A 13,810-nucleotide genomic window follows, 5' to 3' on the forward strand; every position below is an offset into this window, starting at 1 on the left:
GGAGCGCAGCGACCGTTTGGCGCAGCCAAATGCATCGAGAGGAGGTGCAGCGAAGCAAACCGTAGGCGATGCGCCCGGATGGATCCCGCAGCGAAGGAACCCCGAGCCCCAGCGAGCGGGCCGCACGCAGGAGCAAGCCTTTTTGGTTACTTTTTCGGCGTCTGGAAAAAGTGACCCGCCGTCAGGGCGGAACCCTAAGCAGCCGTTACCGCAGCAACGGATATGTACCCAATAAAACCCACTAACTCAAAACGACAACGCCCCCAGGCAACTCAGTGCACTTAACGCCATAAGCATCACGAATCAGCAACGCAACGCCAGCAAGTTGGTCAAGGCTAAAGCGCGCCTGCACCCGCCGCTGCCCAAGCTCACGATTAAGCAACAGCAACATCCCCGGCCGATACCGATTGATCTCATCAATCATCTGGCTCAGCGTAGCGCCGTTAAACACCAGCACCTGCTGACGCCAATTCATCACCGCCGCCGTGTCGACACTCTGCACACTGCCAACCTGCCGCGCGTCATAGGTCACCTGCTGCCCCGGTTCAAGACGCAGACTACGACCTTCAACATCCACGTCAACCGCACCATCAAGGCAAGTCACACAGACTTGCTGATCGGTATTACGCAAGTTGAACCGCCCCTGACTCGCACGCAACCACCCTCCCCCAGCCTGCATCGCCAACGGCAACCGCGCGGTCTGCACTTCAACTTCACCACTGACCAGTTCAAACCCCTGCACACCGTCAGACACCGCACGCTGATTGATCCGCGTCTGAGTATTCAGCTCCAGACTCACACCCTGCACAGGTTCAAAACGCCGCTGCTGGCCAACCTCAGTGATGTAGTCAGCGCCCAGCCCTTCAAAACCACCGGGAATCGTCCCGCGCACCAGCAAAAACGCCGCCGACGCAGCAATCGCCCCTCCGAGAAAAGCACGTCGACCAAACCCGCGTGGCGCCTGCATCTGCTCCACGGCCGGTTGCAGTTGCTGCCACAATCGCTTGGCATCCTCGAACGCGCGGGCATGTTCGGCACTCTGCGCGCACCATTCGCGCAGGGCGCGGGCGTCGGCCACGGTGGCGCGGCCGGAGGTCAGCAGGATTAGCCAGTCGCGGGCTTCGTTGTGCAGATTGTCGGCCGCCGATGGCTCGGCAGGTGTCAGTCGAAAGATGTTCAAACGCGCAGATTCTCAACGAATTGATCGGGCACTATTCAGAAGACGGTTTTCCGGCCCCGCGACCGAACCGCTGAAACACTTTTCTTTCCAGTTTCGCGGCGCAGAAGCCCAACGCGGCTTTGATTTCCTTCTCGACCATGCGCGTGGAAATGCCGAAACGCTGGGAAATTTCCAGGTGCGGCGCCTCTTCCAGACGCGCGGCGATGAAGATTCTGCGACGGCGTGCGGGCAGTTCGTAGAGGGCGTTGAGCAGCGACTGGATTTCCTTTTGCCCACCGACCACTCGCGCCGGGTCCAGTGCCTCGTCGCCGATTTGTAGCAGTTCCTCGACTTCCTCGCCGGTGAGCAGGCGCGCATCGGCCTGACGGCGATCGGCGGCGATGTTCAGCGCCATGCGATAGAGGTAGGCATTCGGCCGCAGGACGTTCGGCGGCGTCTCCATGCGGTCGACGCGCAGGTAGGTTTCGTGCAGCACGTCGTTGGCCAGATCCTCCGAACCGAGACGCCTGCGCAGGCGCACCCGAAAGTCCTCGTAGGACGTCAGGAACAGTTGGACCATCGAACCTTGTCCGGTGTCTTTCATCCCCCGGAAACTCCTTCCCATTTGGTGCATTCCATGCGTTTCCCTGACGACTCCGGTAACAACAGCAACGTGACCGGCTGACGCAAGGCACTGGGCGTCGGCCGGTCGATTTTGAGATTACGAAAACTTTCCACCAGCGCGTTGTCGCGCCGTACATCGCCGGTCGAAGTGACCAACCGGTTGTGCTGCACCAAACCATCGCGGCCAACCCAGACCTGCAACACCGCGCGATAACTGCCCGGACGGGTCAGCGGCGAGCGGCACAGGTTGCGCTCGATGGCCGCTTGCACTGCCGTGGCGTAACTGCGGTTGACCGCGACGCTTTCCGGCGTCTGTTTTTGCGGCGGCGCCGGCACGTCTTCGACCTGCGCCACTTGCAACGTAAATGCATCGTCGCGGGCATAACGCGCCATCAACCCACTGCCGCCGAGCAATCGACGCAGGGCATCGGCGGCGGTGAATTCACCGTCCACCGCCAGCGAGCGACGACCGCGACTCAACTGGCTGTCGACCAGCACCGCAACGCCAGTAGCGTGGCTGTACTGATCCAGCGCGCGGGCCAGATCCTGTGCCGGAATGTGCAGCGTCATGCGCAGGTCCGCCGGCACCGCGTCGGCCATGGCGTGACTCGCCGCACAGCCGAGCAGCCACCCCAGACACATCCGGCGCACAAGCCTCGTTGAACGCTGAAAACCGTCCGTGGAATTGCCTCGCTGCACGGCTGACGAATCCTTGGAAATCGTCATCCTGAGGGCTGTTTATGAATCTGGTGTGACGGGCGGTGCAAAAAAACCATCACGGGAATTGCGCACGGCTTGCACTAGACTCAAGCCAAAGCGCGGCCCCGTCGGGCCGGCCAGGAGGCGAGCATGAACACACTGTGGCGATTGAGCCTTGGCGGGCTGTTGTTGATGGCGCTGTCGAGCGCTTATGCCGAGCAGCCGTTGGGCTGTGTCGAGGTGACGGTCGGCGGCTACAAGGCGCCGAATTACGACTGTTTGAGCCAGCAGATGGGCAACAACCCGGAAGGCGCTGCGGCGGCGGAGAAGAATCAAGAGGCGCTGAATGTGCCGGTGAACAAACGGCCGCCGAATCAGGTTGGACTGGCGACACCTGCCGCCACCAGTACGCGGATGGGCAATACCTTTGGCACCTCGGTGAAACCGCAACGCCCCCCGCAATGATTTTGATCGTTCCCACGCTCCGCGTGGGAATGCAGCCCGGGACGCTCCGCGTCCCATCCAGAGCCGAACGCAGAGCGTCCGTTGAGGCATTCCCACGCAGAGCGTGGGAACGATCCTGTGGTGTTCAGTCGCTTACCGATCGTTCCTACGCTCCGCGTGGGAATGCAGCCCGGGACGCTCTGCGTCCCATCCAGAGCCGAACGCGAAGCGTCCGTTGAGGCATTCCCACGCAGAGCGTGGGAACGATCCTGTGGTGTTCAGTCGCTTACCGATCGTTCCTACGCTCCGCGTGGGAATGCAGCCCGGGACGCTCCGCGTCCCATCCAGAGCCGAACGCAGAGCGTCCGTTGAGGCATTCCCACGCAGAGCGTGGGAACGATCATGGGGGGCTCAGTCGCTGACCGCTCGTTCCCACGCTCCGCATGGGAATGCAGCCCGGGACGCTCTGCGTCCCATCCGGAGCCGAACGCAGAGCGTCCGTTGAGGCATTCCCACGCAGAGCGTGGGAACGATCCTGTGGTGTTCAGTCGCTTACCGATCGTTCCTACGCTCCGCGTAGGAATGCAGCCCGGGACGCTCTGCGTCCCATCCAGAGCCGAACGCGAAGCGTCCGTTGAGGCATTCCCACGCGGAGCGTGGGAACGATCAGGGCGGGCTTAATCGCTGGGGGTTTGGCGGAAGCTCACCGCCAGGCGGTTCCAGCTGTTGATGGTGGTCACGGCCATGGTCAGGTCGACCAGTTCCCCTTCGCTGAATTGCTCGCGCGCCTGCTGATACACCTCATCAGGCACGCGGCTGTCCGCCAACAACGTCACCGCCTCGGCCCAAGCCAGCGCCGCACGCTCACGCGGGTTGAAGAAGTTGCTGTCGCGCCACACCGCAAGCGCATACAGCCGCCGATCACTCTCCCCGGCCCGCCGCGCGTCCACCGAATGCATGTCGGTGCAGAACGCGCAGCCGTTGAGCTGTGAGGCACGGATCCTGATCAGTTGCAGCAGCGGCTGTTCGATACTGAGCTGGGCGGTCAGCGCCTCCATGGCAATCATCGCTTTCATCGCCTTGGGCGAAGCGTTGTAGTAATCCAGGCGCGGGGACATGGGCTAGTCTCGGTAGACGGAATAATGACTTCACCGTAAACGCCGACAGCCATGCATTACAGCCCCAATTGCACGGAAAACCGCTACACCACTGAATCCGGACACACACTGACCCTGTGGGAGCTGGCTTGCCAGCGATGGCGGTATATCTGCTGACACTAATGCTGGATCCGAAGGCCTCATCGCTGGCAAGCCAGCTCCCACAAGGTACGTGACCAATTCGGGTTTTTTACTTCACGCAACTACTGCCCCACAAACAAACGGGAGTAATCTGGCCGGCACACTCAATTGCCCCGGGAGCCTCGTCGGTATGGAACTTCATGTCGTGATCAACGGCCGCAAGGATCTTGCCGGTCAGTTGTATCAGCAACTGCGCGGGGCCATCGAGTCCGGGCGTCTGGCCGCTGGCACGCAGCTGCCGCCCAGCCGTCTGCTCGCCGAGCAACTGGGCATTTCGCGCAAGACCATTTCCGACACCTACGCGCAGCTGACCTACGAAAACTTCCTCACCGGGGTGATCGGCAAAGGCACTTACGTCAACGCGCGCCCGGCGCAGATCCAGCGCAAGCAAAGCCACAGCGAACTGGCCAGTGCCGAGGTGATCGAGAGTTGGCGCAATCTGCCGGTGTTTCTGCGTCACCCTACGCTGGAAGGTTCGCTGCGCTACGACTTCATCGGTGGCGCAACCAGCAAGGGCCAGTTTCCGCAAGATGACTGGCGCCGCTGCGTCGCCCATGCGATGCGCCAAATGGGCCAGTCCAAGGGTTTCTACAGTGTCGCCGAAGGCCTGCCGGCGCTGCGCAATGCGATTGCCCGGCACATCGCGTTTTCCCGGGGGATCAACTGTCAGGACGAAGACATCGTCGTGTGCAACGGCGCGCAACAGGCGCTGGACCTGATCACCCGCGTGCTGATCCGCCCGGGCAGTCTGGTGGCGATGGAAGATCCTGGTTATCCGCCAGCGCGCTTGTTGTTCGGCACCCATGGCGCTGAGGTGGTCGGGATTGCGGTGGATGCCGAGGGCATTCAGGTCGAACACATTCCCGATGGCACGCGCCTTATCTATGTCACGCCGTCGCACCAGTTTCCGCTGGGCATGCCGATGAGTCAGGCGCGCCGTGAAGCCTTGTTGGTTCGCGCTCATGAGTTGGGCGCGATCATCATTGAGGACGACTATGACAGTGAGTTTCGCTACGAAGGCCGGCCTACCGATTCGCTGTTCAACCTTGATCAGCGCGGCATCGTCGCTTACGTCGGCACCTTTTCGAAAACCCTGCTGCCAGAGTTGCGCCTGGGTTATGCGATCCTGCCGCCGGCGATTCTCGAGGCGGTGATTCGCGCCAAGCAATTGACCGATCTGCACGCCTCAACCTTGCCGCAGTGGGCGCTGGCCAAGTTCATCGCCGAGGGTTGCCTGCTCAAGCATATCCGCCGCTGCCACGCGATCTACGCCCAACGCCGCGAGCGCATTCTGGCGCGCATGGCGGATGATTTGTCGCCATGGCTTGAGGCGGTGCCGGCCAGCGCCGGGTTCCACATGGCGGTGTTCTGCAAGGTGCCCATCGACCTGCCGCTGGTGATCGAACTGGCGAAAAAAGTCGAAGTCGGTTTGTACTCGATCAACGGTTTCTATTATCAGCAACCGGCGAAAAACGGCCTGTACTTCGGCTTCGGCGCCATCGAAACCCTCGACATCGATATCGCCTTGGATCGCTTGCGCGACATCCTGCAACAAGTTGCTTGAATGATTGGCCTGAAGATTTAACCGCCGATTGGTTATTGGTGTTCAGGGGGTGCAGGCCTATTCTGCACAGGCGTTATCCCTCAATGAGCAGGATTCGTCCGGCCTGATTCAGGAGTGTGAGCAATGTCCAACGAAGTGATCAATACGGTGCAGGTGCAGGCTGCCGCCGGCCGCTCGGATGAACTGGGCAGGCAACTGCAGAGGATCGTCGACACCCTGCGCGAAACGCCGGGCTGCGATTCCTACCTGGTCGACCGCTGCCCCGAGGACAGCCACCGCTGGACGGTCAGTGCCCGCTGGCAGTCGGAAGCGGCGATGCAGGCGCATTTCAACCGGCCCGAGGCGCAGGGGTTTATTGACCTGATCGATAGTCGGTTGGCCAATAGCGTCGACTTCAATAGTTTCCCTATCGTCTAAACTGACGCCATCGCTGGCAAGCCAGCTCCCACAGGTTTTGTGTCGTTCATTAAATTATCGAACGACGCTGAACCCTGTGGGAGCTGGCTTGCCAGCGATGGCGTACTCAAACACGCTGAATAACCTCCGATTGGTCACCTGATCTTCCCGAATATTGGCCGTTTGAATGCTTAGCCCTGCGGACTACTGTGATCAGCAACACCCATCATCACAGGTAACCCGCCATGAAAGCCCTGCCCTTCTTCGCCGCCGCCCTCGCCCTGAGCCTCTGCACCTCGGCAGCCTTTGCCCACGATCCCTCGGAAAAGGTCACCGTCCTCCAAGACCAGATGCTGAAAAACGCCCCCGGCAAAAAAGCCATGATGATCGAAGTCGACTACAAACCCGGCCAGTCCTCCATTGCCCACAAACACGACGGCACTGCGATGGCTTACGTGCTCGAAGGCGAAGTGATTTCCCAAGTCAAAGGCGAACAGGCGATCACCTACAAGAAGGGCCAGTTCTGGTACGAACCGGCCGGTTCCGAACATCTGGTGTCGAAAAATGCCAGCGCCACCAAGCCTGCCAAGTTGCTGGTATTCATGGTGCTGGCCCCGGATGAACAAGTGTTGATCCCGCTGAAAAACTGATGGATGTTTAATCAGCCATAAATAAAAAGGCGCAAATCGATGATTTGCGCCTTTTTATTTCCGGGCGCAATTAACCGCCTCGGGTTACAGCAAATAAAACTATTCAACAGCAAATCAGACAGCAAATTGTCAGCTTGCTTACAGCCTCGCGGGTTTAGTCTGAATTAACGGTCGTCGACGACGACAACTCGAACTTTCCGACTGATGTTGTTTCACGGGAGAAACACCATGAAACTTGCGTTTGCCAGTACGTTGGCGATATCGGTTTTAACACTTTCCGCCTGCTCGGTGCCTACGGCGCCCAACGCCGTCTCATCCCTCGACAGCCTCTTCACCCAGCAGGTTGGCCGCAGCAGCGCCGCGCAGGTAAAAAGCGGTCCCGGTGTGTCGCTCGGCGTGGTCTACAGCCCAAGCACCCAGACCAACCGTGAATACCTGCGCGACTATCAAGCCAACGCCGGCACCGGTTTCGGCCAGAGCCTGTTGGTGCAGCCGATCCATGACGCCTATGTCGCCAGCTCGAAACCGGACATGGCGGTGGATTGGGTGAATGCCTCGCTGCAACGTCAGTTCGGTTCAGTGACGGTGTATCCGGACATGCAGAGCCTGCGTGCGGCCCGGCCGGATGTGGTGGCGATTGTCGATACTCATAGCCAGTTGATTACTTCGCGCAGTTCCGACATCAAGGCGGATGTCAGTGCCGATTTTTATGATGCGCGGTTGAACTATATCGGTACGGCGAAAGGTTCCGATGCACGGGAGTTGACGCCGGTGTGGGCGGACTTCAAGCGTTCGGAAGAGATAGTGGCGGATATTAATCAGCAGCAGGATGTGCAAGTTAGGGCGTTGCAGAAGTTTGACCAGTCGCTCAACAATTTGGTCGCGAGGCCTGCGGATAAAGTGTCGATGCTCGACAGTAAACAACCACACAAGTTGTATTGACAATAAGGGCCTCTTCGCGAGCAAGCTCGCTCCCACAGGGGAACGCATTCCAAATGTGGGAGCGAGCTTGCTCGCGAAGGGGCCAGACCTAACACTACAAACCTCTCAGACATAAAAAAGCCCCGGCATCTCACGACACCGGGGCTTTTTCATTCAGCCACTACTTACGCCAGTTCAAGCTCGGCATTCGCAGCAACCGCAGGCACTACCGCCTGCCCGCTCAACGCCAGGTCCAGCAGCTCACGGTTGGCCACCGCGTACATCGCGTAGTCCGTGCCGCTTGCCGCGCGGATTTCCACCAGCATGGCGCGCCAGCGCGAGATCATGCTTTCGTGCTGTTCCATCCACAGCGCCAGACGTGCTTCCACGTCCTGAGTGCCGTCGCCCTGTTGCAGGACGGAGATGGTGATCGCGCGTTGCTGCCAGTCGACATCATCACGGAACGCTTCACGGGCCAGTGCCTGCCAGTTGTTTTCAACCGGCAGTGCGCTGATCTGTTGCAGGTACCAGGTGATGTCCAGCGCACTGCCCACGGCGAAGTAGGCCTTGGCCACTTCGGCCGGGTTCTGGCCAGTCACGTCGGACGCTTCGATGATCGGCAGCAAGGTGTACAGATGCGAGGTGCCCGCAACCATACGTGCCAGCAATTCCGGCACACCGGCTTCGACGTACGCCTGATAGCGCGACTGCCAGTTTTCACGGATTTCGCCGCTCAGCAGTTCGTCGAGTTTCAGACCCAGCTCTTTCAGGTGCGGACCGAAATGCGCGACGTCACGGGCAGCGTTCTGCTCGTTGCGACGGGCACGCAGGAACCAGCGCGTGGCGCGACGGCCCAGACGCATCAGCTCGTCCATCAGCTCCAGCTGAACGTCAGCGCTGACTTGGTAGTCCAGCGCTTCGATCTGACGGAACCAGTGCGGGAGGTGGAAGATGTCGCGCACGATCACATAAGCACCGGCCACGTTCGCCGGGCTCATGCCGGTCGACTCTTTGAGTCGTTGAACGAAGGTGATGCCCATGTGGTTGACCAGGTCGTTGGCGATCTGGGTGCTGACGATCTCGCGCTTCAGACGGTGACGACGCATGGCTTCGGAGAACTTGCTGACCAGGGTCGGCGGGAACGCCGTTTCCATGTCGCGGGTCAGGTAGTCGTCGTCCGGTACCAAGGAGCCCAACAGCTGCTCTTTGAGGTCGATTTTGCTGTACGAGATCAGCACCGACAGCTCAGGACGGGTCAGACCGTGGCCTTCGGCAATGCGCTCGTTGATCTGCTCTTCGGTCGGCAGGAACTCGATGGCACGATCCAGCTTGCCACGGCCTTCCAGATCGCCCATCAGACGCTTGTACTCAGCGATGCGTTCGTAGGCACGACGCGCCGCCAGCGACAGAGCCTGAGTCTGCTTGTAGTTGTTGCCCAGCACCAGATTGCCGACTTCGTCGGTCATGCTCGCCAGCAACTGGTTGCGTTGCTTGTCGGTCATGTCACCGGCCTGAACCACTTCGTTCAGCAGGATCTTGATGTTTACTTCGTGGTCGGAGCAATCCACGCCACCGGCGTTGTCGATGAAGTCGGTGTTGGAACCGCCGCCATTCAGACCGAACTCCACACGCCCCAGTTGGGTCATGCCGAGGTTACCGCCCTCGCCCACGACTTTGCAGCGCAGCTCGTTGCCGTTCACGCGCAGTGCATCGTTGGCCTTGTCGCCGACATCGGCGTGGCTTTCAGTGCTGGCCTTGACGTAAGTACCGATACCACCGTTCCACAGCAGATCCACCGGCGCCTTGAGCAAGGCGTTCAGCAGTTCGGTCGGGGTCAGCTTGTCAGCCTTGATGTCGAAGCGTTCCTGCATCTGCGGGGAGATCGCGATGCTCTTCGCGCTGCGCGAGAAGATACCGCCACCTTCGGACATGATGCTGGTGTCGTAGTCGGTCCAGGCCGAACGCGGCAGGTCGAACATGCGCTGACGCTCGACGAAGCTGGTCGCCGGGTTCGGGTTCGGGTCGATGAAGATGTGCATGTGGTTGAAGGCAGCGACCAGTTGCAGCTTGTCGGACATCAACAGGCCGTTACCGAACACGTCACCGGCCATGTCGCCGACGCCGACAACAGTGATGCTGTCTTCCTGAACATTGATGCCACGCTCGCGGAAGTGACGTTGTACGCCAACCCACGCGCCTTTGGCGGTAATGCCCATTTTCTTGTGGTCGTAACCGGCCGAACCACCCGACGCAAACGCGTCACCCAGCCAGAAGCCGTAATCGATGGCGATGCCGTTGGCGATGTCGGAGAAGGTCGCAGTGCCCTTGTCCGCCGCGACTACCAGGTACGGGTCGTCATCGTCGTGGCGAACCACGTTCAATGGCGGCACCAGCGCGCCGTCCTTCAGGTTGTCGGTGATGTCCAACAGGCCGGAAATGAAGATGCGGTAGCAGGCGATGCCCTCGGCCGCGATCTCGTCACGGCTGCCGCCCAGAGGCAGGCGACGCGGCAGGAAGCCGCCCTTCGCGCCCACTGGCACGATGACCGAGTTCTTCACTTGCTGAGCTTTTACCAGGCCGAGGACTTCGGTACGGAAGTCTTCTTCACGGTCGGACCAGCGCAGACCACCACGGGCAACGTTACCGAAGCGCAGGTGCACGCCTTCAACGCGTGGCGAGTAAACGAAGATTTCGAACTTCGGTACCGGCTTCGGCAGTTCAGGGATCGCGTGCGGGTTGAACTTGAAGCTGAAGTACGACTTGTTCTGGCCGTTGGCGTCAGTCTGATAGAAGTTGGTGCGCAGGGTCGCTTTGATCAGGTCGAGGTAACGACGCAGGATGCGGTCTTCGTTGAGCACCTGGACGTCGTCCAGTGCGGTCAGAATCGCTTGTTCCAGACGCTGTTGCTTGTCTTCCAGATCGTCGTCGCTGAGCTTGCGCGCCAGGTAGAAGCGGGTCTTGAACAACCGGGTCAGTTCGCGAGCGATGTCGGTGTGGTTATTCAGGGTGCTGGCGATGTAGCCCAGATCGAAGCCCAGACGAATCTGCTTCAGGTAACGCGCGTAAGCACGCAGCAGCGCCACGTCGCGCCATGGCAGGCCGGCGGTCAGTACCAGACGGTTGAACGCATCGTTTTCGGCTTCGCCACGGACGATGTGGACGAAAGCGTCCTGCAGGGTGTCGTTGAGTTGCTGGATGTCGAGGTCCAGGCCTTCAGCGGCGGTGAACGCGAAGTCGTGAATCCAGAACTCGCGGCCATTGGTGTGACGCAGACGGTACGGGAATTCACCCAGTACGCGCAGGCCGAGGTTTTCCAGGATCGGCAAGACGTCGGACAGCGCCAGCGGGGTGTCGGCGTGATACAGCTTGCAATGCAGCTCGCGCTGGCCGGAGACCTGACCGAGCGGCTGATAGAAGCTCATCACCAGCGGATTTTTTTCGTTGAGGCTCAGCAGGTGCTGCATGTCGACCACGGCCGAATGCGCTGCGAAACGCTCGCGGTAACCAGCCGGGAAGCCTTTCGGGAAGTCGGCCAGCACGTTGGTGCCGTGGGCTTCGCCGAAGCTTTCGACGGTCAGTGCGGCGTAGTCGTCCTGCCAGCTGCGGCAGGCTTGTACGACTTCTTTTTCCAGCAGCACCGGGTCGATGTCGAGACGGTTTTTCGGGTCGACACGCAGGATCAACTGCACGCGGGCCAGCACCGACTCGGAGAAGAACGTCCAGAATTCGCAATCGGAAGCCTTGAGGCGCTCCATCAGCACTTGCTGGATCTTCTGGCGCACTTCGGTGGAGTAGATGTCGCGCGGCACGTAGGCCAGGCAGTAGCAGAAACGACCGTACGGGTCTTTGCGCAGGAACACGCGGATCTTGTTGCGTTCCTGGATCTGCACGATCGACATCACCGTGGTGAACAGTTCGTCGACCGGGGTCTGGAACAGGTCATCACGCGGCAATACTTCAAGCACCTGCGCCAGTTCCTTGCCCAGGTGAGCCTTGGACTGGAAGCCGGAGCGCGTTTCGATTTCTTCGACCTTGCGGCGGATGAACGGGATGACCCGCACGCTCTCGCCATACACCGAGGAGGTGTACAGGCCCATGAAGCGGTGTTCCTTGATGACTTTGCCGTCAGCGTCGATTTCACGGATCGACACGTAGTCCGGGTACGCCGGACGGTGCACGCGGCTCGGGTGCGCAGCCTTGGCGAACGACAGCAGGGTCGGTTCGCGCAGGTAGTTCACCGCATAGTCTTCGATGCGCAGGTCATCGTAGGTCAGGCCGGTGCGCAGCAGTTTGGTCAGGCCGAGGAAGGAATTCTGGTCGTACTCGATATGGCCGCCATCGGCCTGATCGGTGACCACGAACTCTTCGTAGCCGAGGAAGGTGAAGTGGTTGCCCACCAGCCATTCCAGGAAGCTTTTGATTTCGTTCTTTTCGTCGGCATCGACGGCGAACGCGCTGTTGTCGAGCTGGGTGAGGATGTCCTGCACCTTGGCTTTCATCGGCTCGAAATCGGCGACCGCAACGCGGACTTCACCGAGAACCTGTTCCAGCTCTTTGCTCAGCACATTCAGTTCGGCCGCGTTGGCGCAGCGGTCGATTTCCAGGTACATCAGCGATTCATGCAGAACGCCTTCGCCGGTGCTGCCCTTTGGCAGGATTTCCAGCAACTCGCCCTTGCTGCCACGACGCACGCTGAGCACGGTGGTTTGCAGGGTGTGGATGCTGTAGCCGCGACGGTTCAGTTCGGTACGAACCGAGTCGACCAGAAATGGCAGGTCATGGTGCAGGACTTCGACCGCGGTGTGGGTCGACTGCCAGCCGTGACGCTCGTAATCGGGGTTGTAGACGCGCACTTGCGGTTGCGCGTGATCGAAGCGCTCAAGCAGGCGCCACGCGGAAAGAGTACAGCCAGCGAGGTCGGAGAGGCGACGTTGAGTCAACTCGTCCAGGGAAATGATGCCGAAGAATTGTTCAGCGAACAGCGCCACTTGTGGCAGTGCCTGTTCACTGATGTGCTGCGCCAGTGCCGCTTGCAGTTGGTGCTGGAAGTCGGCTTTGCTGGCTGCGGTGAAGAACGCCATCTGTGGTACTCCGCTTAAGCTTGTTATTGATGGAAAGCGTCGCGTGCAACACCCCTTTCGGGGCTTGTGTCGCCCTGTTCCTGATTCTCGGGCAGAGGAAACAGGGGGACAGGTGGGTGAAGCTGGACGGGACACTCAGGTCACATTCACCTTCCATAGAATGAGCATCTGCAAAAGCGACTGCCAGCGGTGCCGACAATGCCTTTACGGGTGCTCATCCGTTGCGCAGCTTAAAGGGTGCGACAATGTGTCTGCTTGCGGTGCTGCGACATATTCGGTCATTGGCACGTAAACCGAGGGTTTGGCACCGGTAAACACTAGCAGTCGTGGTGGAAAACGCCGGTCTGAATGCCCGTTTTTACGGTACATGCGTGCCAGAAATGACCATTGACCCACGTCGCGTTCACGACACATCCTCTGACACTCTCACATGCAGAAATTCCCGAGGACTGGCAGAATCGCGCCCATTAGCGACCAACACGCCCCTTGAGGCAGGAATTGACCATGCAAATGACCACCGCCCTACTGATCGTCAACCCGTGCGATGACGAAGAAGACAACATGGCCATGCTCTGCTGCCACAGCGACAAGGGCGACATGTTTCTGATGAGCCGCTACCCGGACGAGGATGAGCTGGAGATCACCCTCGATGGCGAGCCTTCGACGCTCGACGGGGTGAAAGTCACCCTGACTTCGACGCTGCTGAAGATCGAGATTGCGGCGGCGGATGCCGATGCGTTGAATGGGGATGATGTGCTGGAGATCAGCTTTAACCCGGACATGGTGGATATGGATGAGGTTGTCGAGACCTTGGCGAATATCCTCGATGGGACGGGTACCCTCATCAACGAAGTTTGATGGTGTCTGAATAGGCCTCTTCGCGAGCAAGCTCGCTCCCACATTTGAACTGTGTGCACACCGTCAATGTGGGAGCGAGCTTGCTCGCGAAGGCGTCCGAAAGAACACTACCCCTC

11 protein-coding genes are annotated in these 13,810 nt (G+C 59.9%); 6 read left to right on the forward strand and 5 right to left on the reverse strand.

All coding sequences use genetic code 11. The features are described 5' to 3' along the window. Nucleotides 1-241 precede the first annotated feature (241 nt). The 3 genes from WA225_RS03095 to WA225_RS03105 are packed head-to-tail and all read right to left on the reverse strand — an operon-like array spanning nucleotide 242 to nucleotide 2,425. Entirely contained in the window at nucleotides 242-1,180 is a 939-nt protein-coding gene (locus tag WA225_RS03095) for a FecR family protein (RefSeq protein ID WP_422606829.1), read from the reverse strand. Between the two features lie 31 nt (nucleotides 1,181-1,211). Beyond that, nucleotides 1,212-1,763 (reverse strand): RNA polymerase sigma factor, encoded by a 552-nt coding sequence (locus WA225_RS03100; RefSeq protein WP_008087984.1) that lies wholly within the window; start codon nucleotides 1,761-1,763, stop codon nucleotides 1,212-1,214. Beyond that, nucleotides 1,760-2,425 (reverse strand): secretin and TonB N-terminal domain-containing protein, encoded by a 666-nt coding sequence (locus WA225_RS03105; protein ID WP_422606843.1) that lies wholly within the window; start codon nucleotides 2,423-2,425, stop codon nucleotides 1,760-1,762. Before WA225_RS03105 ends, WA225_RS03100 begins: the two co-directional genes overlap by 4 nt. Before the next feature lie 207 nt (nucleotides 2,426-2,632). Between WA225_RS03105 and WA225_RS03110 the strand changes: the two genes are divergently transcribed. Beyond that, nucleotides 2,633-2,947: a hypothetical protein gene (locus tag WA225_RS03110; protein WP_102902194.1), complete on the forward strand. Its 315-nt coding sequence runs from the start codon at nucleotides 2,633-2,635 to the stop codon at nucleotides 2,945-2,947. 656 nt (nucleotides 2,948-3,603) lie between these two features. On the opposite strand, the gene WA225_RS03115 is transcribed toward WA225_RS03110, so the two are convergent. After that, on the reverse strand, nucleotides 3,604-4,044 hold the full coding sequence (locus WA225_RS03115) for a carboxymuconolactone decarboxylase family protein (protein WP_422606830.1): 441 nt from the start codon (nucleotides 4,042-4,044) through the stop codon (nucleotides 3,604-3,606). Between the two features lie 310 nt (nucleotides 4,045-4,354). Here WA225_RS03115 and WA225_RS03120 point away from each other — a divergent pair, with 310 nt between their 5' ends. The 4 genes from WA225_RS03120 (at nucleotide 4,355) to WA225_RS03135 (ending at nucleotide 7,776) form a co-directional block, all read left to right on the forward strand. Then, nucleotides 4,355-5,788, forward strand: coding sequence for a PLP-dependent aminotransferase family protein (locus tag WA225_RS03120; RefSeq protein WP_422606831.1), 1,434 nt, complete (start codon nucleotides 4,355-4,357; stop codon nucleotides 5,786-5,788). 123 nt (nucleotides 5,789-5,911) lie between these two features. Then, a complete protein-coding gene (locus WA225_RS03125; RefSeq protein ID WP_422606832.1) occupies nucleotides 5,912-6,205 on the forward strand; it encodes a putative quinol monooxygenase in 294 nt (97 codons plus the stop codon). Nucleotides 6,206-6,429: 224 nt separating this feature from the next. Next, complete coding sequence (locus tag WA225_RS03130) at nucleotides 6,430-6,834, forward strand: cupin domain-containing protein (RefSeq protein WP_422606833.1); 405 nt, start codon at nucleotides 6,430-6,432, stop codon at nucleotides 6,832-6,834. 228 nt (nucleotides 6,835-7,062) lie between these two features. After that, entirely contained in the window at nucleotides 7,063-7,776 is a 714-nt protein-coding gene (locus tag WA225_RS03135) for an ATPase (protein WP_422606834.1), read from the forward strand. A gap of 164 nt (nucleotides 7,777-7,940) precedes the next feature. Here WA225_RS03135 and WA225_RS03140 read toward each other — a convergent pair whose 3' ends face one another. After that, nucleotides 7,941-12,836 (reverse strand): NAD-glutamate dehydrogenase, encoded by a 4,896-nt coding sequence (locus WA225_RS03140; protein WP_422606835.1) that lies wholly within the window; start codon nucleotides 12,834-12,836, stop codon nucleotides 7,941-7,943. Nucleotides 12,837-13,340: 504 nt separating this feature from the next. On the opposite strand from WA225_RS03140, the gene WA225_RS03145 reads away from it, so the two are divergent. Next, nucleotides 13,341-13,694, forward strand: coding sequence for a hypothetical protein (locus WA225_RS03145; protein WP_422606836.1), 354 nt, complete (start codon nucleotides 13,341-13,343; stop codon nucleotides 13,692-13,694). The last annotated feature ends 116 nt before the right edge of the window (nucleotides 13,695-13,810 follow it).

It is taken from the genome of Pseudomonas sp. (assembly GCF_049300855.1).
Classification (GTDB): domain Bacteria; phylum Pseudomonadota; class Gammaproteobacteria; order Pseudomonadales; family Pseudomonadaceae; genus Aquipseudomonas.

Excerpts from the sequence above, each read along its gene's own strand:
- WA225_RS03125 (WP_422606832.1), top strand. The coding sequence starts at position 5,912 with ATGTCCAACGAAGTGATCAATACGGTGCAGGTGCAGGCTGCCGCCGGC.
- WA225_RS03145 (WP_422606836.1), top strand. The coding sequence starts at position 13,341 with ATGCAAATGACCACCGCCCTACTGATCGTCAACCCGTGCGATGACGAA.
- WA225_RS03105 (WP_422606843.1), bottom strand. The coding sequence starts at position 2,425 with ATGTGTCTGGGGTGGCTGCTCGGCTGTGCGGCGAGTCACGCCATGGCC.
- WA225_RS03135 (WP_422606834.1), top strand. The coding sequence starts at position 7,063 with ATGAAACTTGCGTTTGCCAGTACGTTGGCGATATCGGTTTTAACACTT.
- WA225_RS03110 (WP_102902194.1), top strand. The coding sequence starts at position 2,633 with ATGAACACACTGTGGCGATTGAGCCTTGGCGGGCTGTTGTTGATGGCG.
- WA225_RS03115 (WP_422606830.1), bottom strand. The coding sequence starts at position 4,044 with ATGTCCCCGCGCCTGGATTACTACAACGCTTCGCCCAAGGCGATGAAA.
- WA225_RS03140 (WP_422606835.1), bottom strand. The coding sequence starts at position 12,836 with ATGGCGTTCTTCACCGCAGCCAGCAAAGCCGACTTCCAGCACCAACTG.
- WA225_RS03130 (WP_422606833.1), top strand. The coding sequence starts at position 6,430 with ATGAAAGCCCTGCCCTTCTTCGCCGCCGCCCTCGCCCTGAGCCTCTGC.
- WA225_RS03100 (WP_008087984.1), bottom strand. The coding sequence starts at position 1,763 with ATGAAAGACACCGGACAAGGTTCGATGGTCCAACTGTTCCTGACGTCC.
- WA225_RS03120 (WP_422606831.1), top strand. The coding sequence starts at position 4,355 with ATGGAACTTCATGTCGTGATCAACGGCCGCAAGGATCTTGCCGGTCAG.